Source organism: Geodermatophilus sp. DSM 45219 (assembly GCF_900104025.1).
In the GTDB taxonomy this organism is placed as follows: Bacteria; Actinomycetota; Actinomycetes; order Mycobacteriales; family Geodermatophilaceae; genus Geodermatophilus.
This window is the reverse complement of record NZ_FNIQ01000002.1, coordinates 470,823-489,891: the sequence shown is the minus strand read 5'-3', so window position 1 is coordinate 489,891 and position 19,069 is coordinate 470,823. Positions and strand designations below refer to the sequence as shown.

The following is a 19,069-nucleotide window of genomic DNA, read 5'->3' as shown; positions in this document are numbered from 1 at the left end:
CGTGCGCCTGAGCCCCGGGTACGAGCCGCCGAGCGGTGCGTTCCGGGTGGTGCGGGAGGACGCCGGCCCGGTGCTGCACCTGTCCGGGGACGTCGACGAGCCCCTGGTGCGGCGGATGCGCGCGGACGGCCTGGACGAGCGCGAGCTGGTCGCGGTGGAGGTGGCCGCGGTGGGCTACATCGACTCGACCGGGCTCTCGCTGCTGGTGCGCTGGGCGCAGTCCGCGGCCCGCGACGGCCGGCCGGCGGTCCTGCGGTCGGCCTCGCCGCGGTTCCGCAAGGTGCTGGACCTGGCCGGCATCTCGGTCCTCTTCGCCGTGGAGGACGGCCACCTCTGAGGGTTCCGCCGCCGGGTCGTGGCCTCCGCGGCCTCGGCCGGCGACGCGGCCGCCGACGTGTCGCGCCGTCATCATGTCGTCATGACGTATCGTCGGGCGCTCCGCCACGACCAGAGGAGCTGCCCGGTGCGCATCGGGATCCTGACCGGCGGGGGCGACTGCCCCGGCCTCAACGCCGTCATCCGTTCGGTCGTCCGCACCGCGGCGACCCAGTACGGCAGCTCGGTGATCGGCTTCCGCGACGGCTGGCGCGGCCTGCTGGAGGACCGGACGACGCCGCTGGACGTCGCCGCCGTCGACGGCCTGCTCACCCGCGGCGGGACGACGCTGGGCTCGGCCCGGGTGGCGCCGGAGAAGCTGCACGCCGGTCTCGACGTGATGACGGACGTGCTGGCCGCCCACGGCGTCGACGTGCTCATCCCGATCGGCGGCGAGGGCACGCTCACCGCGGCGCACCTGCTGTCGGAGGCCGGGGTCCCGGTGGTCGGCATCCCGAAGACCATCGACAACGACATCGACCGCACCGACCTGACCTTCGGCTTCGACACCGCGGTCAGCATCGCCACCGAGATGATCGACCGGCTGCACACCACGGCCGAGTCCCACCAGCGGGTGCTGCTGGTGGAGGTCATGGGCAGGCACGCCGGCTGGATCGCGCTGCACGCGGGCCTGGCCGCCGGCGCCCACCTCACGCTGGTGCCCGAGGAGCCCTTCGACGTCGCGGAGGTGGCGAAGATCGTCGAGGACCGGTTCGCCCGCGGTGACTCGCACGTGATCGGCGTGGTCGCCGAGGGTGCCCAGCCGGTCCCCGGCACGATGCTGATCCGCGACGGCGGCGTGGACGAGTACGGGCACAAGCGGTTCACCGGCGTCGCGCAGCAGCTCGGCGAGGAGCTGGAGGCGCGCACCGGCAAGGAGGTGCGGACGACGGTGCTCGGGCACGTCCAGCGCGGCGGCACCCCGACGTCCTTCGACCGCGTGCTGGCCACCCGTTTCGGCCTGCACGCCACCATCGCCGCACACGCCGGCGAGGTCGGCCGGATGGTCGCCCTGCGCGGCACCGAGATCGAGCTGGTGCCGCTGGCCGACGCCGTCGCCCGGCTGAAGACGGTGACGCCCACCCGGCTCGCGGAGACCCTCGCCTTCACCGGCTGAACGGCCCCCTCCAGGGCGGCCGTTCCAGCCCGTCAGCGGTAGCAGTACGAATCGGAGGAGGCGTCCCCGCCCTGCAGCCGCACCTGGTGCGGCCGCAGGCCCCGCCAGTCCTGGCCGTGCGGGAAGAACCGCTCGTCGAGGGTGAGCCCGCCGGCCTGCGGATCGGTGTCGATCTTCGCCATCCAGGATCCGCACCCGTCGGGGAAGAACTGGTCGTCCCAGGCGCCGTACAGCGAGTTGGTGACGTAGATCCGCCGCCCGTCGCGGCTGACCTCCACCATCTGCGGTCCGCCGGCCAGCGGCTCGCCCGGCGCCGCGGGGTGCGCGGTCCTCCGGACGATGCCGCCGAGGTGGACCGAGCCCACCTCCCGCGGCGCCGACGGGTCGGAGACGTCGTACTGCTTGAGCTCGCCGGTGCCCCAGCAGGACACGTAGAGCATCCGGTCGTCGACCGACAGGTCGATGTCGGTGACCAGCGGGGGCACCGCCGAGAAGGGCTTGAGCGCCGGCGGCAGGTCGTCCGGGTCGGCGGGCTCGGCGGGGATCGTGATCACCTTCTCGGCCGTCCACTCCTCGCCGTCGCGGGACCAGCGCCACACCGACGCCGACAGGTCGGCGGTCGAGACGACGACCCCGACGAACCCCCACGTGGCGTCCGGGTCGTGGGAGGGCCGCAGCTCCAGCACCATCTGGTGCTCGGGGCCGAGGTCGACCTCCTGCACGTGCCGGCCCTCGGCGAGGTCCCAGAAGTGCAGCCGGTGGCCGTACCGGTTGCCCAGCAGCAGTTCGGGCACCAGCCCGTCCTCCACCATCGCCGGGGTGCCCCACTCGCTGGAGACCAGGGTGTTCTGGTTCAGGTGCCACCAGGCGTCGTAGGCCAGGTACTGCGGGCCGCGGTCGGTCTCCCACGCCCGCAGGACGTCGAAGGTGGCGTGGTCGAGCAGGGCGATCCCGCCGGGGCCCTCGCCGTCGGCGGTGCCGCCGAGGCAGGTGAGGAAGACGCCGTCCGGCCCGCAGTGCAGCGTGTGCGGCCGTGAGTAGCCGGCCTTCTCCGCCAGCTCCTCGGCCTCGATCGTCTTGTGCAGCCGGGGCGACCGGGGGTCGGGCTGGGTGTCGTAGACGTGGATGCGGGAGCTGCGCAGGCCGGGCAGCAGCAGGAAGCGGCGCTGCAGCCCGTCGTGCCCCATGTCGTGGCCCTCGTGCGCCAGCGCGCTGGAGCAGGCGTTCCAGCCGAAGTGGTGCAGCTCGTCGCCGACGGTGGGCAGCTCGGCCCAGCCGACCAGCTGCCCGTAGGTGGGTGAGTCCGCGTCGGTGTCGACGACGGTGAGCGCGTCGGGCCTCTCCCCGGCGCGGTCGAACGCGACCACGTAGGCCAGCTGTTCGGTCGGGGCGGCGATCGCCTCGGCGGCGCTCCGGTAGAAGGTGGGGTCCATCCGCGTCGGGTTGCTCATCATCGGCCTCCAGGACTGGCGGGAGCCCCGACCTTCCCGTGCCCGGCAGTCCCCGGGAAGCCCTCGCTGCACGACGCCCGGTGTGTCCGCGGCTCGCGCTGCCGGGTGCGGGCCCGCTGGGTAGCGTCCGGTGCTCCGACCCGGCCGACGACGGGGGATCCCGTGCCCGAGACGACCATCCCCGGCGGCGCCAGCGCGCCCGAGCTGCGCGCGCACCTCGCCGTCCCGCCCGTGGGGGAGGGGCCGTGGCCGGGCGTGGTGGTCGTGCACGAGGCCTTCGGGCTGACCGACGACACCCGCGAGCAGGCCGACCGCCTGGCCGCGGCCGGCTACCTCGCCGTCGCGCCCGACCTGTTCAGCGCGGGGGGCGCCGTCCGCTGCCTGAAGCGCACCTTCGGCGACATGCTGCGCCAGGACGGTCCGGCGTTCGGGGACCTGGAGGCCGCCCGCGGCTGGCTGGCCGGCCGGCCGGACTGCACGGGGCGGGTCGGCGTCCTCGGGTTCTGCATGGGCGGCGGCTTCGCGCTGCTGGGTGCCACCCGCGGCTTCGACGTCTCGGCGCCCAACTACGGGCTGGTGCCGAAGAACGCGCGGGAGGTGCTGGCCGGTGCCTGCCCGGTGGTGGCCAGCTACGGGCGGAAGGACCCGGCCTTCCGAGGCGCGGCGCGGCGGCTGGAGCGGGTCCTCACCGAGCACGGCGTGCCGCACGACGTCCACGAGTACCCCGGTGCGGGGCACTCGTTCATGAACCGGCACGACAGCGGGCCGTTCGCCGTCCTGGAGCGGGTGGCCGGGTTCAGCTACCACCACCCCTCGGCCGAGGACGCCTGGGGCCGGATCCTGCGCTTCCTGGACACCCACCTGCGCTCCGGCTGAGCAGTAGCCGTCCGCGATGCAGCTCGTGGGGCCGGCCGAGGGCGGTCAGCGCGGGTGGACCGCCTGGCGGCGCCGGCGGTGCGCGGCCATCCGCACCGGCGCGTCGGCGGTGCCGTAGCCGTCGTAGCCGCCGAGGCGCTGCACGACCTCGACGAACACCCGGTCGCCGAGCACCTCGGTGGCCAGGTGCAGGTAGCCGCCGCGGTCGTCCTCCTCGTACATCAGGCCGTGCTCGCGGACCGCGGCCAGCACCTCGGCCGGCAGGTCGAAGCGGGCCTCGAGGTCGTCGGCGTGGTTGGCCGGCATCGGCAGCAGCGGTGCCCCGGCCGCGCGCAGCCGCGCCGCGGTGGCGACCAGGTCGTCGGTGGCGAAGGCGACGTACTGCGGCTCCGGCACGCCCGGCGCCCAGTCGCCCCGGCGCAGGGTGGCGGCACTGAGCGCCAGCCGGACGGCGCGGGCCGGATCGGTGACCGCGCGGGTGCGCACCAGCCCGAACGGCGCGGCCAGCTCGGTGACCTCCTGCGCCTCCAGCCCCAGCACCGCCCGGTAGAACAACCCGGCCTCGTCGAAGGAGTCGAACGGCTGGGTGAGTCCCACGTGGTCGACGCCGGTGATGCCCGCGCCCGGTCCCGGTGGCTCCCCGGTGGGCAGGAAGTCGGCCGGCCAGCCGTCGGGGACGGTGCGGGTGAAGAAGACCTGCGTGCCGTCGGGGGCCTCGACCGCCGACAGCTCGGCCTCGGCCGCGCCCCGGGTGCGCGGGAGCACCGGCGCGCTCATCGCCTCCGCGCGCGCGGCCGAGCGCCCGGGGTCGGCGCTCTCCAGGCCCAGCGCGGCGACCGAGGCGACCCCGGCCCCGGCCGGGCGGACGACGGAGGCGTTCAGCAGCACCCGCGCCCGGTGCTCGGGGTCGGGGCCCTGCTCCCACAGCTGCACCGGCTTGGAGCGGTGCTGCCCGGTGTGCGTGAACCCGAGCGCGGCCAGGACGCCGGCGACCTCGGGCCCGGAGACGCCGTCGACGGCGAGCTCGGTGAACGACCAGCCCGACAGCGCGGGCGCGGCCGGCGGCGAGGTCAGCCCGGTCTCCGGCGCGCGCAGGGCGAGGGACTCCTCCAGCCACTGCAGCGAGCGCATCGCGTCGACCGCCGTGCGGGCCGGGTCGGCCTGCCGGTAGACGTCGTTGAAGACCTCCAGCGACAGCGGCCCGGCGTAGCCCGCGGCGAGCACGGCGGCGACGAACCCGGGCAGGTCGAAGGCGCCCTGACCGGGGAAGAGGCGGTGGTGGCGGCTCCACTGCAGCACGTCCATGGCCAGCCGCGGGGCGTCGGCCAGCTGCAGGAAGAACAGCTTCTCCCCGGGGACGGCGGCGAAACCGGCCGGGTCCCCGCCGCGGGAGAGCACGTGGAAGCTGTCCAGGCACAGCCCGAGGGCGGGGGAGTCCGCGCGGCGGACGGCGTCCCAGCTGGCCTCCCAGGTCGAGACGTGCCGGCCCCAGGCCAGGGCCTCGTAGGCGATCTTCTGACCGCGCCCGGCCGCCTGGGCGGCGGCGGTGCCGAGCTGCTCGGCGAGCAGGTCGGGGTCGGCGACGGCGTCCGGGGCGACCGAGGAGCAGACCAGCACGGTGTCCACGCCGAGCGCGGCCATCACGTCGGACTTGCGGGCCAGCCGGCGCAGGTTGCGGGCGTACCGGCCGGGGTCGGTGGAGTCCAGGTCGCGGAAGGGCTGGTAGAGCTCGATCGCCAGGCCCAGGTCCGCGCAGCGGGCGGCCAGCTCGGCCGGTGACCAGGGGGAGGCGACCAGGTCGGGCTCGAAGACCTCGATGCCGTCGAACCCGGCGGCCGCGGCAGCGGCGATCTTGTCCTCGAGGGTGCCGGAGAGGCACACGGTCGCGATCGCCCGGCGCAGCGCTTCAGTCGACACGGACGTCGGAGACCAGCGTCGTGAAGTGGGCCAGCATCCGGTCGGCGTCCGGCTCGACGCCGGTGAACAGCCGGAAGGCGTCCACGGCCTGGAACACCGCCATGCCGCCGCCGTCGAGCACCCGGCAGCCCAGCTCGCGGGCGGTGCGCACCAGTGCGGTCTCCAGCGGCCGGTAGACGATGTCGGCCACCCACAGGTCCGGGCGCAGCAGTTCGGCGTCCAGCGGCAGGCCCGGGTGGGCGGCCATGCCGGTGGGGGTGGCGTGCACCAGCCCGTCGGCGCGGGCCAGCGCCGCGGGCAGGACGCCCAGGTCGCCGCCCTCCGCGCGGGCGGCGCCGAAGCGCTCGCCCAGCGACGTGGCGAGCTCGCCCGCGCGCTGCCCGTCCACGTCCAGGACGGTCAGCCGGCCGGTGCCGAGGGTGAGCAGCGCGTGCCCCACGGCGGCACCGGCGCCCCCGGCGCCCAGCAGCACCACCTGCCGGAGGGCGGCCTCGGGCAGGCCCCGGTCGAAGGCCCGCGCGAAGCCCGACCAGTCGGTGTTGTGCCCGACGGCCCGGCCGTCCCGCAGGACGACGGTGTTCACCGCACCGAGGGCGGCCGCGTCGGGGGAGAGGTCGTCGAGGTGCTCGAGGACCAGCTGCTTGCAGGGGTGCGTGACGTTGAGCCCGTCGTAGCCGGCCAGCCGGGCGGCGGCGAGGATCTCGCCGATCGCCGACGCCGGCTTCCGCAGCCGGTCGAGGTCCAGCCGCCGGTAGAGGTAGCGCAGACCCAGCTCGTCGGCCTCGCGCTCGTGCAGCGGTGGGGACAGCGAGGGGCCGATGCCGCTGCCGACCAGACCGACCAGGAAACCCTGCCCATCGCCCGTCACGGATCCGCCCCCTTATGTACCAACTGGTGAGTTGTTGTGCAGCAGACCACATCCGACGGCCCCGCGCCAGCCTCTCCCCGTGGTCCACGACCGCCCGCGAACCGGGGCTTGTGCTCCACGCCACCCTAATGTACCAATTAGTTCATTGCGGACGTGGTGCCGGTCACCGCGCTCGCTCTCCGCACCGAGCACCGCCGTCCCCGCGCCCGCCGGCGCACCCCTGTTGTAGGAGGACCCGATGCGCGACGCAGTGGTCGAGCCCCCCGGCTCGCACGAGCCCAGCGAGTTCAGGAAGACGCCCAAGAAGGCCGCGGCCAGTGGCTGGATGGGCAGCGCGCTGGAGTACTACGACTTCTTCATCTACGCCCAGGCCGCCGCCCTGGTGTTCCCGACGATCTTCTTCGCGGAGACCGATCCGCAGATCGGCATCATCATCTCGCTGGCCACCTTCGGGGTGGGCTACGTGGCCCGGCCGATCGGCGCGTTCGTGCTGGGCCACTGGGGTGACACGCACGGGCGCAAGAACGTGCTGGTGCTGTGCATGCTCCTCATGGGCGTGTCCACGTTCCTCGTGGCGCTGCTGCCCACGTACCAGCAGGTGGGCATCCTGGCCCCGGCGCTGCTCGTGGTGCTACGGCTGATCCAGGGCTTCGCCGTCGGCGGCGAGATCTCCGGCGCCAGCGCGATGATCGTCGAGCACGCGCCGTTCGGGCGGCGCGGCTACTACGCCAGCTACACCCTGCAGGGCGTGCAGGCCGGGCAGATCCTCGCCGCCGCGGTGTTCCTGCCGCTGGCGGCCGTGCTCCCCGAGGACCAGTTCCTGTCGTGGGGCTGGCGCATCCCGTTCCTGCTGTCCGCCCTCGTGGTCGTCGCCGGCTACGTCATCCGGCGCCGTGTCGACGAGACCCCCGCCTTCCAGGAGGAGGCCGCGCACGGCGAGGTGCCCAAGGCCCCGATCGTCCAGGCGGTCCGGGAGAGCGGTAGCGACATGCTCCGCGTGATCTGCATGGCGCTGATGAACGCTGTCCCGGTGGCGACCACCGTGTTCGGTGCCACCTACGCCACCAACGAGACGTACGGCGTCGGCTTCGACACCGGCACCTACCTGTGGATCTCCGTGGTGGGCAACGCGGTCGCCGTGCTGCTGATCCCGTTCGTCGGGAACCTGTCCGACCGCATCGGCCGGCGGCCCTGCATCATCGTCGGCGCTCTCGGCTCGACGGCGCTGTCCTTCGCCTACCTGTACGCGATCAGCCAGGACAACGTGACGCTGGCCTTCGTCCTGGCGATCCTGATGTGGGGTGTGGTCTACCAGGGCTACAACGCGGTCTTCCCGGCGTTCTACCAGGAGCTCTTCCCGACCCGCACCCGCGTCACGGCCTTCGCGGTCTCGCAGAACCTGGGCACCATGATCACCGCGTTCCTGCCCACTCTCTACGCGATCGTCGCCCCGCCCGAGTCCAACGTGCCGCTCATCGTCGGCAGCTTCACCTTCGGCATCGGGATCATCGCGGCGACGGCCGCCTGGTCGGCCCGGGAGACCCATCGGGTGCACATGGACGACCTGGGCCGCGACGACGCCCCGGTGGTGCCGCGCGAGGAGTACGAGCGCATCCGCGCCTCGCTCTGAGACAGCTCCACCCGGTGGCCGGGCCGACCCCTGTCGGCCCGGCCACCGGCTCTCCTGACGTCAGGAGGCGACGTGACCGGGACATCCGGCGGTGTGCGGATCGCCCTGGCCGGTGCCGGCCCCATCGGCCGGCGCCACGTCGAGGGCGGCCTGGAGTGCGTCGCCGCGGGTGCCGACCCTGGTGGAGGAGCCCCTCGGCGACACGGTCGAGGCCGCCACCCGACTGGTCGAGGCGGCCGAGGCGGACGGCGTCCCGTTGCTCACCGGGCACCACCGCCGCCACAGCCCGAGCCCCGCCCGGGCCCGGAGGTCATCGGCGGGGGCTGGCGGAGGCAGCCGCCGTCGTCGCGGCGAGGCCGAGCCGATCGGCGCGCACGGGGAGCGGTCGACCTGCCGGGCGCCGGGCAGCACCGGCGGCCGTCCTAGGCTCGGGACCAGTCCACCGACGTGAAGGGGTGCGCAGCCGTGTCCTCCGCCGCCCAGCCGCTGCCCGACGAGCCCGTCGACCCGGTGGCAGCCGTGCCCGATCCGCCGCGGCAGCGGGACGCCGAGCGCACCCGCGCCGAGATCCTCGACGTGGCCACCAAGGAGTTCGCCGACCGGGGCTACGCCGGGGCGCGGGTCGACGAGATCGCCGCCAAGACCAGCACGACCAAGCGGATGATCTACTACTACTTCGGCGGCAAGGAGCAGCTCTACGTCGCCGTCCTGGAGCGGTCGTACAGCCGGATCCGCGGCCTGGAGCAGCGGCTCGACGTCGAGCACCTGGACCCGGTCGACGCCATCCGCGCGCTGGCCGGGCTGACCTTCGACCACCACGAGGCGCACCCGGACTTCATCCGGCTGGTCAGCATCGAGAACATCCACCGCGCCGAGCACATCGCCCGCTCCGAGCGGCTGCAGAACCTGAACACCCGCGCGCTCGACGTGCTCGGGCGCATCCTCGCCCGCGGACGGGAGGCCGGCGTCTTCCGGGGCGACGTCGAGGCGCTCGACGTGCACCAGGTGATCAGCGGCTTCTGCATCTACCGGACGGCGAACCGGTACACGTGGCGCGCCCTCTTCGGCCGGGACATGCTCGACCCCGAGCGGCGCGACCAGCAGCGCCGGATGCTCGGCGACCTCGTCGTCGCCTACCTCACCGCGCGCTGAGACCTCCGCTCCCCGGTGCGGCCCGCGCGGGTCCAGCCCTGCCGGTGGAGCCGCTCGAAGCCGTCGAGCAGCAGGTCGAGTGCGAACTCGAACTCGAACTGGTCGTCGCAGCCACCGCCGACCGCCGACCCCTCGTCGTGGGACCCGGCCGTGGCCATCTCGACGATGTGGGGGTAGCGCGCAGCGAACCGGCCGAGCGCCGCCGCTCGGGCGTCGGGGTCCGCAGGTCGGGCCGGCGTGGGGAAGACCTCCTGGGTGAAGCCCCACATCCGGGTGCCGAGGGCGTGCATCACGTGGTGGGTGAGATCGACCGAGAAGCCGCCCGCCCGGAACAGGCCGACGAGCGACTCCATGTGGTCGAGCACCACCGGTGAGGCCGAGGTGCGCGACTCGATGACCTGCGACGCCCAGGGGTGCCGCAGCAGCGAGGCCCGGGCGGAGAGCACGCGCTCCCGCACCGCGGCCTTCCAGTCGGCGCCGGGTGTCGGGAGGTCGATGCCGCCGACGATGACGTCGACCATGCCGTCGAGCAGTTCCTCCTTGCTCGCCACGTGCTTGTACAGCGCCATGGGGACCACGCCGATCCGCTGCGCCAGCGACCGCATGCTCAGCGCCTCGATGCCGTTCTCGTCGGCGAGCGCAACGGCGGCGTGCAGCACCCGGTCCCGGTTGAGCCGCGGTCGCGGCGCGGGGCTTGACACGTGTACACCGTACACCTACGGTCGCGGCATCGAGGTGTACGCCGTACGCCCAGCGCCACGAAGGGGCGACGCCCGTGACCTCCTCGAGCACTCCCCGGCAGTGGCTGGTCCCCGTCGGGCTGGTCCTGCTGAGCGTCGTCCCGGTGCTCGCCGGAGCGGCCCGGGTCACCGAGCTCACCGGCGGGGCGGAGGTCACGGCTGACAACGCCCGGTTCCTCGCCTCACCGGTCTCCGTCCTGGTGCACGTCGTCGGCGCCACCGTCTACTGCCTGCTCGGGGCCTTCCAGTTCGCTCCGGGCTTCCGTCGCCGGCGGCCCGGCTGGCACCGCGTTGCCGGGCGGCTGCTCGTCCTGTGCGGTCTGGCCGCCGCGCTGTCGGGCGTCTGGATGACGCTGTCCTTCGCGCGCCCGCCCGTCGACGACGTGCTGCTGACGCCGATCCGGCTCGTCTTCGGGGTCGCGATGGCCGGCTGCATCGTGCTCGGGGTCGCCGCGATCCGGCGTCGGGACGCAGCGGGTCACCGCGCCTGGATGGCCCGCGGCTACGCGATCGGTCTGGGTGCCGGCACCCAGGTCCTGACCCACCTGCCCTGGATGCTGCTGGTCGGTCAGCCGAGCGGACACCCCCGGGTGCTGCTGATGCTCGCCGGCTGGGTGCTCAACCTGGCGGTGACGGAGTGGGCGCTCCGACGTCGGCCCGCCAAGCCGGTCCGGTCCATCCCCTCGCCGCGTCCGCCGGCTCCACCAGTGGCGGCCGAGCAGGTCGGCTGAGCCGACGGACTCAGTGCAGCCGGGACTGCCAGTCCACGGGCACCCGGCCGCGCGGCCCCGGCGCCGGCTGGTCGAGCGGGTGGTGCGCGGGCGGCGCGAGCTCGGGGCCGGCGACGACCTCGTCCCGGGTGAAGTTCCAGAACCAGCGCTCCCCGGGCTCGAAGCTGCGGATGACCGGGTGCCCGGTCTCGGCGGCGTGCCGGCGGGCGTGCCGCGACGGCGAGCTGTCACAGCAGCCGACGTGCCCGCACGCGGCGCAGCGCCGCAGGTGGAACCACCAGCCTCCGGTGGCGTCGCACTCCACGCAGCCGGTTCCGCTGGGCGGCACCGAGGGGTCGATCGCAGCAGCAGCGTCCACGACGGTCACGGTAGGGACGGGGCCCGCTCCCCGGAAGCCGTCGCGCGGCAGGCGGGGCACACTCGGTCGAGGGGACGGAGGTCAGCATGGGGACGACGAGCCTCACCGGGGAGGACTTCGCCGCGGTGACGCAGGCCGACGGCATCGTGCTCGTCGACTTCCGCGACGCCGCGTCGGGCTCCAGCCGCGCGTTCGCCGAGGTCTTCGACGCCGCGGCCGCACGGCACCCCGACCTGCGCTTCACCCGCGTCGACCTGCAGGCCCAGCCGGCGCTGGCAGCCGCCGTCGGCGTGCAGCGGGCGCCGAGCCTCATGGTCTTCCGCGACGGCGTGCCGGTGTTCGCCGAGCCGGGCTGGCTGCCGGCGGACTCCGTCGAGCTGCTCATCGCCACGATCCGCGAGCTGGACATGGCCGCGGTGCGCGAGACCTTCCCCGAGCCGGTCCGCCGGGTCTGAACACCTCCTGCAGCGGCACTCGGGCGAGCCGCTGGGTGCAGGGGCCCTCACCTGCTCGGCACCGCGCGTCCGGACGCTCGGCGACGGGAGTCGTCCGAGGGTCCGCTCAGCCCGGCACCGGCCGCCGTCCGCGCGCCCGTTAAGTCGCGCCGCCTGCTGGCGGCGGTAGCGTGGGCCCGGGCGTCGGGCAGGCCGCGCTCCTCGTGCGTCCCTCCGGCGGCGTACCCGAGCACCGGCCCCGGCTCGCGGGGTCCTGGAGCCGAGGTCGTCCGCTGGATGACCGGAGGTCGACGCCATGTCGAGCACCGAGCCGTCGAAACCCCTCGACCCCGTGGAGGCCCTGGAGCGGTTGGGCCGTCTCACGCTCCGCGAGCACTCCATGCGGTCCCTGCTGCAGACGGTGGCCGACCTGGCCAAGGAGGTCATGCCCGGCGACCCGGAGGCGTCGGTGTCCCTGCTGATCAACGACAGGCCCAGCACGGTGGCGTTCACCGGCGAGCTGGCCCGTGACTGCGACGAGAGCCAGTACGGCCGCGGCTACGGACCCTGCCTGCACGCTGCCGGCACCGGCGAGCTGGTCGAGATCGCCGACGCGCAGGCCGAGACCCGGTGGCCCGACTACGTCCGGCACGCCGTCGAGCGCGGTGTCCTCAGCTCGCTGGCGGTCCCGCTGCCGATCAACGAGGGCATCGCCGGGGCGGTGAACGTCTACGCCCGCAAGCCCGACGCCTTCGACGAGCACAGCCGGTCGGTGGCCACCCGATTCGCTCGCCAGGCCGCCGTGGTCGCCACGAACATGTACGCCTACGAGGAAGCTCGCGACCTGATCGAGCACCTCGAGCGCAGAGTGGAATCGCGGGCGGTCGTCGAGCAGGCCAAGGGCATCCTCATGGAGCGCTACGGGCTCAATGTCGAGCAGGCGACGCAGGCCCTGGCTCGGGCGGCGAGGCACACCGGCACCAAGGTCAGGGAGATCGCGTACGACCTCGTGCGGACCGGCGAGTTCCCGCGGTGGCTGGGTTCGTCACCCGACCCGGTCGGGCGGGCGACCCACTGACCGGGGGCAGGACGCGGCGTGCCCGGGCGGCGTCCATCCCCCCGTCCGAGGTGGGCATCCGTCCCTGAGCGGCCTCTCGGGGACGGCTGGGGACCGCAGCGCTATCCGTCGAGCGAGTACGTGAACGCCCACGCAACCGGTTTCCGGGAGCCGAGGCGCTCGTGGAGCCGTGGCGTCCGTGGCCGGTCGCTGGTGCCCCAGCCCGGGCGACGGGCCTGCCACACGGTCGCGACCTGGCGGATCCACCGCCGACACGAACCCACCTGGCGCAGGGCGGCGTCAGTCGTCGCGCCCGGCACCGCGATCGGGCGCGCTCATGTCCCCCGTCCCGGGCGTGCCATCGGCGAGCCCGTAGCGCAGGTACACGGTGCCCTTCGGGCTGGCGACCGGCGGTTCGAGGAGGGTGACGTTCGTGGGCACCGCGCCGCCGTCGAACACCTTCTTCCCGACGCCGAGCACGATCGGGTGCACCCAGAGGTCCAGACGGTCGAAGAGCTTCTCGCGCAGCAGGGTCTGCACCAGGTCGAGGCTCCCGACGACCTTCACGTGCTCGTGCCGGTCCCGGATCTCGCCGACCGCGCCGGCCAGGTCCGGGCCGAGCTGCGTGGACCCGGCCCACGAGAGGTCGGGCCTGCCGCGGGAGGCCACGTACTTCGGGACGCGGTTGAACAGCGTGGCGATGTCGTCGTCCTGGCCGCCCTCCTGGTGCGGCCAGTAGGCGGCGAAGATGTCGTACGTCCGCCGGCCGAGCAGGAGGGCGTCGGTGCCCTCGTACGCGGCACCGACCTGCGCCCCGGCGACCTCGTCCAGCAGGGGCGCCTGCCAGCCGCCGAACGGGAACCCCTCCGGGTCCTCGTCGGGGCCGCCGGGCGCCTGCCCGACGAGGTCGAGGGTCGCGAACAGCTCGATGTGGATGAGGCCCATGCCCTGCTCCTGATGAGTGGTCGTCTCGGTCAGGAGGTAGACCCGTGGGCGCCGGCAGGCTCATCGCTGCGACGGCACCCGGCCTCGTGCTCGACTGCCCGTGTGCCTGGTCCGGCCATCCCGGGCGGAGCTGGCGCGGCCGCCCTCGCGGCGGCCGCTGTTCGTCACGATCACGGCCTCCGGACCCCGCCGCCCGGCGAGGCTGTCGCCTCGGCGGCGCTGCGGGCTAGCGTGGGGGGCAGGGACTCGACGAGCCCTGCAGCGGCGATGACGCCGTCCGTGCCACAGCCGCCCGGGGCCCCCGGCCTCCCGGGCCGGCCGGACAGGAGACCCCATGGGCAGACCGGTCCTGCTCACCGTGGACGACGACCCGGCGGTGTCCCGCGCCGTCGCGCGCGACCTGCGTCGCCGCTACGGCGAGACCCACCGCGTGCTGCGCGCCGGCTCCGGTGCCGAGGCGCTCGAGGCGCTGCGCGAACTGAAGCTGCGCGGCGACCCGGTGGCGGTGCTGCTGGCCGACCACCGCATGCCGGAGATGAACGGTGTGGAGTTCCTCGAGCGGGCGATGGACCTGGTGCCGCGGGCCCGCCGGGCGCTGCTCACCGCCTACGCCGACACCGACGCCGCCATCGCGGCGATCAACGTCGTCGACGTGGACTCCTACCTGCTCAAGCCGTGGGACCCGCCGGAGGAGAAGCTCTACCCGGTCGTCGACGCGATGCTCGAGGCCTGGCGGGACACCCCCGACCCGGAGGTGCACGGCGTCAAGCTGGTCGGCCACCGCTGGTCGGCGCCGTCCTTCCGCGCCCGCGACCTGCTGGCCCGCAACGCCGTCCCCTACCGGTGGTTCAACGTCGACGAGCCCGACGGGCGGCGGATCCTCGCCGCCGCGGGCGCCGGCCCGGACGACGTCCCGGTGGTGGTGACCGCCGACGCGCAGGTGCTGCGCCGCCCGACGGAGGCCGAGCTCGCCGCCGTCGCCGGCCTGGCGGTGGAGGCCCGCGAGGAGTTCTACGACCTGGTGGTCGTCGGCGGCGGGCCGGCCGGGCTGGGTGCGGCGGTGTACGGCGCGTCCGAGGGGCTGCGCACCGTGCTGGTCGAGCGCGAGGCCACCGGCGGGCAGGCCGGGCAGAGCAGCCGGATCGAGAACTACCTCGGCTTCCCCGACGGCGTCTCCGGCGGGCAGCTCGCCGACCGCGCCCGCCGGCAGGCGGTGAAGTTCGGCGCCGAGCTGCTGCTGGCCCGCGACGTGGTGGCGCTGGAGGCGCACGGGCCCAAGCGGGTGCTGCTCCTCGACGACGGCCGGCGGATCGCGGCGCACGCCGTCGTCCTGGCGACCGGCGTCTCCTACCGCAGCCTCGGCGTGGACGGCGTCGACGACCTGACCGGCCGCGGCGTCTACTACGGCTCGGCGGTGACCGAGGCCGCCGAGTGCGCCGACAGCGACGTGTACATCGTCGGCGGGGCCAACTCGGCCGGCCAGGCGGCGGTCTTCTTCTCCCGGTACGCCCGCTCGGTGAGCCTGCTGGTCCGCGGGTCCTCGCTGGAGGCGTCGATGTCGGCCTACCTGATCGAGCAGATCGCCGGCATCGAGGCGATCGGGGTGCGCACCTGCACGACCGTGGTGCACGCGCAGGGCGACGGGCACCTGGAGGCGCTCACGGTCGAGGACACCCGGACCGGCGAGCAGGAGACGCTGCCGGCCAGCCACCTGTTCGTCTTCATCGGCGGGGCGCCGCGCACCGGCTGGCTGGACGGTGCGGTGGTCCGCGACGAGCGCGGGTTCATCCCGACCGGCCCGGCGCTGCTGCGCGAGGGACGCCGTCCCGCGGGCTGGGAGCCCGACCGCGACCCGTACCTGCTGGAGACCAGCCTGCCGGGGGTGTTCGTCGCCGGGGACGTGCGCGCGGACTCGGTGAAGCGGGTCGCCTCGGCCGTCGGCGAGGGCGCGATGGCGGTCACGCTGGTGCACCGGTACCTGGAGGAGAGATGACCGAGCTCGCGAGGTCATCCGAGGGCAGGGCACGACTCGGCGCCGTTCCGACGAGCGTCAGCGAGGAGGAACGGTGACGACCGCAGCCGAGCGGCTGACGCCGGCCGAGCTGCGCGAGCTGTTCCTCTTCGCCGACCTCGACGACGACCAGCTGGCCTGGGTGGCCGAGCACGGCGACGTCGTCGGCTACCCGGCCGGCGCGGCGGTCTCGGTCGAGGGCGAGCCCGCGGAGTGCTTCACCGTCCTGCTCGAGGGCACGATGCGGATGTCGCGGCTGGTGGGCGGCAGCGAGGTCGAGACCGTGCGGACGGCGGACCGCGGCGTGTACTCCGGCGCGGTGCAGTTCTACATGGGCGACCGGATCCCGCAGCGCTACCCGACGTCGGTGCACGCGGTGACCGACTGCCGTTTCCTGCAGCTGCCCGCCGCGCAGTTCGCCGAGGTCTTCGCCCGCTGGTACCCGATGGCGGTGCACCTGCTGGAGGGACTGTTCGTCGGCCAGCGCAACACCGCGGAGCTGGTCGGCCAGCGGGAACGGCTGCTCGCGCTCGGCAAGCTGACCGCCGGGCTCACCCACGAGCTGAACAACCCCGCCGCCGCGGCGTCCCGGGCAGCCGCGGCCCTGCGCGACCGGTTCGCCGGGATGCGGCACAAGCTGGCGCTGCTGTCGGAGGGCCGGCTCGACGGCGCGGTGCTGCGCGCCCTGACCGGGCTGCAGGAGGAGCTGGTCGCCCGGGTCGGCACCGCCCCGGAGCTGTCGGCGATGGAGCGGTCCGACCGGGAGGACGAGCTCGGCGACTGGCTCGACGACCGGGGCGTCGGCGCGGCCTACGAGCTGGCCGGGGTCTTCGTCGGCGCGGGGCTCGGACCGGCGGACCTGCAGCGGGTCGCCGACGCCGTCGAGCCGGCCGCGCTGGAGCCCGCGCTGCGCTGGCTGGCCTACGCGGTGGAGACCGAGTCGCTGCTGGCCGAGGTCGCCGACAGCACCGGTCGCATCTCCGGCCTGGTGGACGCGGCCCGCCAGTACTCCCAACTCGACCGCGCCCCGCACCAGCCGACCGACCTGCACGCCGGGCTGGACGCGACGCTGGTGATGCTCGGCGCGAAGACCCCGCCCGGTGTGCGGGTGGTCAAGGACTACGACCGCTCGCTGCCGCCGGTGCCGGGCTACCCCGGCGAGCTCAACCAGGTGTGGACCAACCTGGTCGTCAACGCCCTGGACGCGATGGCGGGGGAGGGCACGCTCACCCTGCGCACCGCCCGGGACGGCGACCGGGCGCTGGTGGAGGTCGCCGACACCGGCCCGGGGATCCCCGAGGAGCTGCGGCACCGGGTGTTCGAGCCGTTCTTCACCACCAAGCCGGTCGGCCAGGGCACGGGGCTCGGCCTCGACGTCTCCTACCGAGTGGTCGTCGGCCGGCACGGCGGGGACCTGCGGGTGACCTCCCGGCCGGGCGACACGCGGTTCCAGGTGCGTCTCCCGCTGACCGAGCCCTCGGCCGGCTGACCGAGGCGACGCCGCCGCCGGTCGGACGGCGGTGTGCCGGGTGGTCGCGATCAGAACGGGGGCGGCTCGTCGTCCGGGGTGGGCGTCGGCGGTGGGGAGCCCGTGGTCTCTGTCGGCTCCGGTGCCGGTGGTCGCATCCCCGGTGGCCGGGTGGTGCGGGTGATCCCGGACGGGGTGGTCACGCGCAGCGTGCCGTCGTCGTCCATGACGAACCGCCAGCCGCGGGCGAAGATCTTGAGCCGGTGGTGGGAGCTGCACAGGCAGCACAGGTTGCCCACTGATTCTAGTATGACCCCGCATGTCGACGCCGCTGCGTCCTGCGATCTACGCCGGCATCAGCCGGGATAAGCTGGTGAAGGGTTGGGCGGGGCACGAACCTGCAGCGCCGCCGCAGAACGGGTCAGAGGGAAGACTCGAGTTTATATTGCTACTTTGAGTTAAGTTGCTACTTCAAGTTGAGACCCGGCAGGCGGCCGTTGCCCTCGGCCCCCTCTGGCCAGTCCACCTCAGCTTGCTGGGGCTCTGTCCCGAGACGCTGACTCGATGGAGGCTGGGGCGACTCCTCCGGTGCGCCGGGCTGAGACTCGGCAAATGACCCGGTGCCAGGGGTTATGGCTTCACCTGGCTCCGCCCTCCATTTCCCCAGCGATCCGCTCAATATCATGGTCCTTGCGGTTTCCCAATTGATCGACTCGAGGAAACTAGCCGCATCCGCCTTCGTTTTTTCACTCTGCGCGAAAGATTCCGCCCATCTGTGCAGTCGCCAACCGCGAGCCGTCCATAGCCCACGCCAGGTGATCCTGGCGTGAAAGGTTAGTGTCACCTGAAATACCTGACCGAGCGACTCCCCGTGACCGAAAAACTCACGAGCAGGCCGCTTCGCGTAGAAGGACAAAAACTCGCCATCAAGGTTATATCCGAAGCCTTCAAAGCTTACGCCGAGCTCTGTTTTTAGCGCCTTTCCGTTTAAGGCGATGCGTCCGGGAGCGACTCGTAGGACTCGCACATCCCTGGGCAGGATGAGGTCGAGCCGAGTGAAGATGTGCGTGCCGTCAGTCGCCCAAATGAGGACGTCCTCCGGTCCGGTCGTGTCGGACGCACGCCTCCGGGTTATCTGCACGAAATGGCGGTCTGTTGCAGAATCCCCCTCTAGCAGGGCGATTCGGTCTTCGAGCGGGCGGGACAGCATGTCAAGCACTCGATTTTCAGGCAGCAGAGGCAGGAGGTCCTTGCGCTCATGTTCTTGGCACAGGTCTTCCAGTCCCCTCTTGTCGAAGTATTCTGATAGATGCATCGACAGGTGCTCCAAGTACACGAACTCGATGGCCTCGCGGAGCAGTTGAGCACCAGCTCCCCCGGGATTAAATCTATCCCGACCGGCAGTCTCGGCGCTCTTGCGAAGCATAACTGGATCATCGCGCCATTGCCTATTGAGGGCTTCGTTCTCGCTCGTGACCGCACGGAGTACACGATGCAGGTCCTCGGCGAACGAATAGCGCGAAATGTCCAGCACCTCATTGTCGTACAAGGCGACAAACCCGCGGAATGTGACCGTCTCCTCCAAGCGCCGCAGCTGAACTATTGCAACGAGTGCAATTAGAAGAAGGATTACAGCGGCACCAACAACGAGACTTTGCGTCGTGCTCATGTGTGCGCCGACGCCGTCGGCTAAAAGATTAACTCCAAACGCAAGGACGATGGCGAGACCAAGCACCTCAAGTAGACCTGTGCGCGCCGACAACGTTCGTGCGATTAGGTTCATACTTCCCCCGTTCAGCGCCCGAGGCAAACCCTAGCCTCTGACCTCCAAGCCGCCAATCTGGCATGTGGTGCGCTAGTGACGGGTCAGGTCGCCTGACTGCTCCATCGCCATCTAGTCGCTTCGAGGCGGTCGGGGATGCGGCGCGCATGAGCGGAC

At 73.1% G+C, this 19,069-nt stretch carries 17 protein-coding genes and 1 pseudogene; 10 read left to right on the top strand and 8 right to left on the bottom strand.

Features of this window, described 5'->3' with window-relative positions; all coding sequences use genetic code 11:
• The first annotated feature begins 1 nt into the window (after window position 1).
• A complete protein-coding gene (locus BLR12_RS07310) occupies window positions 2-337 on the top strand; it encodes an STAS domain-containing protein (protein ID WP_176832397.1) in 336 nt (111 codons plus the stop codon).
• Window positions 338-463: 126 nt separating this feature from the next.
• A complete protein-coding gene (locus BLR12_RS07305) occupies window positions 464-1,492 on the top strand; it encodes an ATP-dependent 6-phosphofructokinase (RefSeq protein WP_091375558.1) in 1,029 nt (342 codons plus the stop codon).
• Between the two features lie 32 nt (window positions 1,493-1,524).
• Here the strand turns inward: BLR12_RS07305 and BLR12_RS07300 are convergent, their stop codons facing one another.
• A complete protein-coding gene (locus BLR12_RS07300) occupies window positions 1,525-2,943 on the bottom strand; it encodes a selenium-binding family protein (protein WP_091376564.1) in 1,419 nt (472 codons plus the stop codon).
• Between the two features lie 162 nt (window positions 2,944-3,105).
• Between BLR12_RS07300 and BLR12_RS07295 the strand changes: the two genes are divergently transcribed.
• Window positions 3,106-3,819, top strand: coding sequence for a dienelactone hydrolase family protein (locus BLR12_RS07295; protein WP_091375553.1), 714 nt, complete (start codon window positions 3,106-3,108; stop codon window positions 3,817-3,819).
• A gap of 45 nt (window positions 3,820-3,864) precedes the next feature.
• Here BLR12_RS07295 and BLR12_RS25510 read toward each other — a convergent pair whose 3' ends face one another.
• Complete coding sequence (locus BLR12_RS25510) at window positions 3,865-5,736, bottom strand: sugar phosphate isomerase/epimerase and 4-hydroxyphenylpyruvate domain-containing protein (protein WP_304440642.1); 1,872 nt, start codon at window positions 5,734-5,736, stop codon at window positions 3,865-3,867.
• Window positions 5,726-6,604, bottom strand: coding sequence for a shikimate dehydrogenase (locus BLR12_RS07285; RefSeq protein WP_091375551.1), 879 nt, complete (start codon window positions 6,602-6,604; stop codon window positions 5,726-5,728). The genes BLR12_RS25510 and BLR12_RS07285 overlap by 11 nt, the downstream gene beginning before the upstream one ends.
• Window positions 6,605-6,842: 238 nt before the next feature.
• Between BLR12_RS07285 and BLR12_RS07280 the strand changes: the two genes are divergently transcribed.
• Both BLR12_RS07280 and BLR12_RS07275 read left to right on the top strand, forming a co-directional pair.
• A complete protein-coding gene (locus BLR12_RS07280; protein WP_091375549.1) occupies window positions 6,843-8,234 on the top strand; it encodes an MFS transporter in 1,392 nt (463 codons plus the stop codon).
• A gap of 465 nt (window positions 8,235-8,699) precedes the next feature.
• On the top strand, window positions 8,700-9,386 hold the full coding sequence (locus tag BLR12_RS07275; protein WP_218120574.1) for a TetR/AcrR family transcriptional regulator: 687 nt from the start codon (window positions 8,700-8,702) through the stop codon (window positions 9,384-9,386).
• Here the strand turns inward: BLR12_RS07275 and BLR12_RS07270 are convergent.
• A complete protein-coding gene (locus BLR12_RS07270) occupies window positions 9,368-10,087 on the bottom strand; it encodes a TetR/AcrR family transcriptional regulator (RefSeq protein ID WP_218120573.1) in 720 nt (239 codons plus the stop codon). The genes BLR12_RS07275 and BLR12_RS07270 overlap by 19 nt on opposite strands.
• 74 nt (window positions 10,088-10,161) lie before the next feature.
• On the opposite strand from BLR12_RS07270, the gene BLR12_RS07265 reads away from it, so the two are divergent.
• A complete protein-coding gene (locus BLR12_RS07265) occupies window positions 10,162-10,857 on the top strand; it encodes a DUF2306 domain-containing protein (protein ID WP_091375544.1) in 696 nt (231 codons plus the stop codon).
• A gap of 10 nt (window positions 10,858-10,867) precedes the next feature.
• On the opposite strand, the gene BLR12_RS07260 is transcribed toward BLR12_RS07265, so the two are convergent.
• Window positions 10,868-11,215, bottom strand: coding sequence for a UBP-type zinc finger domain-containing protein (locus tag BLR12_RS07260; RefSeq protein WP_091376557.1), 348 nt, complete (start codon window positions 11,213-11,215; stop codon window positions 10,868-10,870).
• A gap of 86 nt (window positions 11,216-11,301) precedes the next feature.
• Between BLR12_RS07260 and BLR12_RS07255 the strand changes: the two genes are divergently transcribed.
• Both BLR12_RS07255 and BLR12_RS07250 read left to right on the top strand, forming a co-directional pair.
• On the top strand, window positions 11,302-11,670 hold the full coding sequence (locus BLR12_RS07255) for a thioredoxin family protein (protein ID WP_091375542.1): 369 nt from the start codon (window positions 11,302-11,304) through the stop codon (window positions 11,668-11,670).
• 295 nt (window positions 11,671-11,965) lie between these two features.
• A complete protein-coding gene (locus tag BLR12_RS07250) occupies window positions 11,966-12,727 on the top strand; it encodes a GAF and ANTAR domain-containing protein (RefSeq protein WP_091375540.1) in 762 nt (253 codons plus the stop codon).
• A gap of 279 nt (window positions 12,728-13,006) precedes the next feature.
• On the opposite strand, the gene BLR12_RS07245 is transcribed toward BLR12_RS07250, so the two are convergent.
• Window positions 13,007-13,651: a dihydrofolate reductase family protein gene (locus BLR12_RS07245; RefSeq protein WP_091375537.1), complete on the bottom strand. Its 645-nt coding sequence runs from the start codon at window positions 13,649-13,651 to the stop codon at window positions 13,007-13,009.
• Window positions 13,652-13,985: 334 nt separating this feature from the next.
• Here BLR12_RS07245 and BLR12_RS07240 point away from each other — a divergent pair, with 334 nt between their 5' ends.
• Both BLR12_RS07240 and BLR12_RS07235 read left to right on the top strand, forming a co-directional pair.
• A complete protein-coding gene (locus tag BLR12_RS07240; protein ID WP_091375534.1) occupies window positions 13,986-15,644 on the top strand; it encodes an FAD-dependent oxidoreductase in 1,659 nt (552 codons plus the stop codon).
• A 73-nt stretch (window positions 15,645-15,717) separates the two neighbouring features.
• Window positions 15,718-17,151 (top strand): ATP-binding protein, encoded by a 1,434-nt coding sequence (locus BLR12_RS07235; RefSeq protein WP_091375531.1) that lies wholly within the window; start codon window positions 15,718-15,720, stop codon window positions 17,149-17,151.
• A gap of 50 nt (window positions 17,152-17,201) precedes the next feature.
• Here the strand turns inward: BLR12_RS07235 and BLR12_RS07230 are convergent.
• A pseudogene (locus BLR12_RS07230) lies at window positions 17,202-17,423 on the bottom strand (HNH endonuclease); the annotation flags it as partial.
• A 173-nt stretch (window positions 17,424-17,596) separates the two neighbouring features.
• On the bottom strand, window positions 17,597-18,865 hold the full coding sequence (locus tag BLR12_RS23970) for a hypothetical protein (RefSeq protein ID WP_143018724.1): 1,269 nt from the start codon (window positions 18,863-18,865) through the stop codon (window positions 17,597-17,599).
• Between the last annotated feature and the right edge of the window lie 204 nt (window positions 18,866-19,069).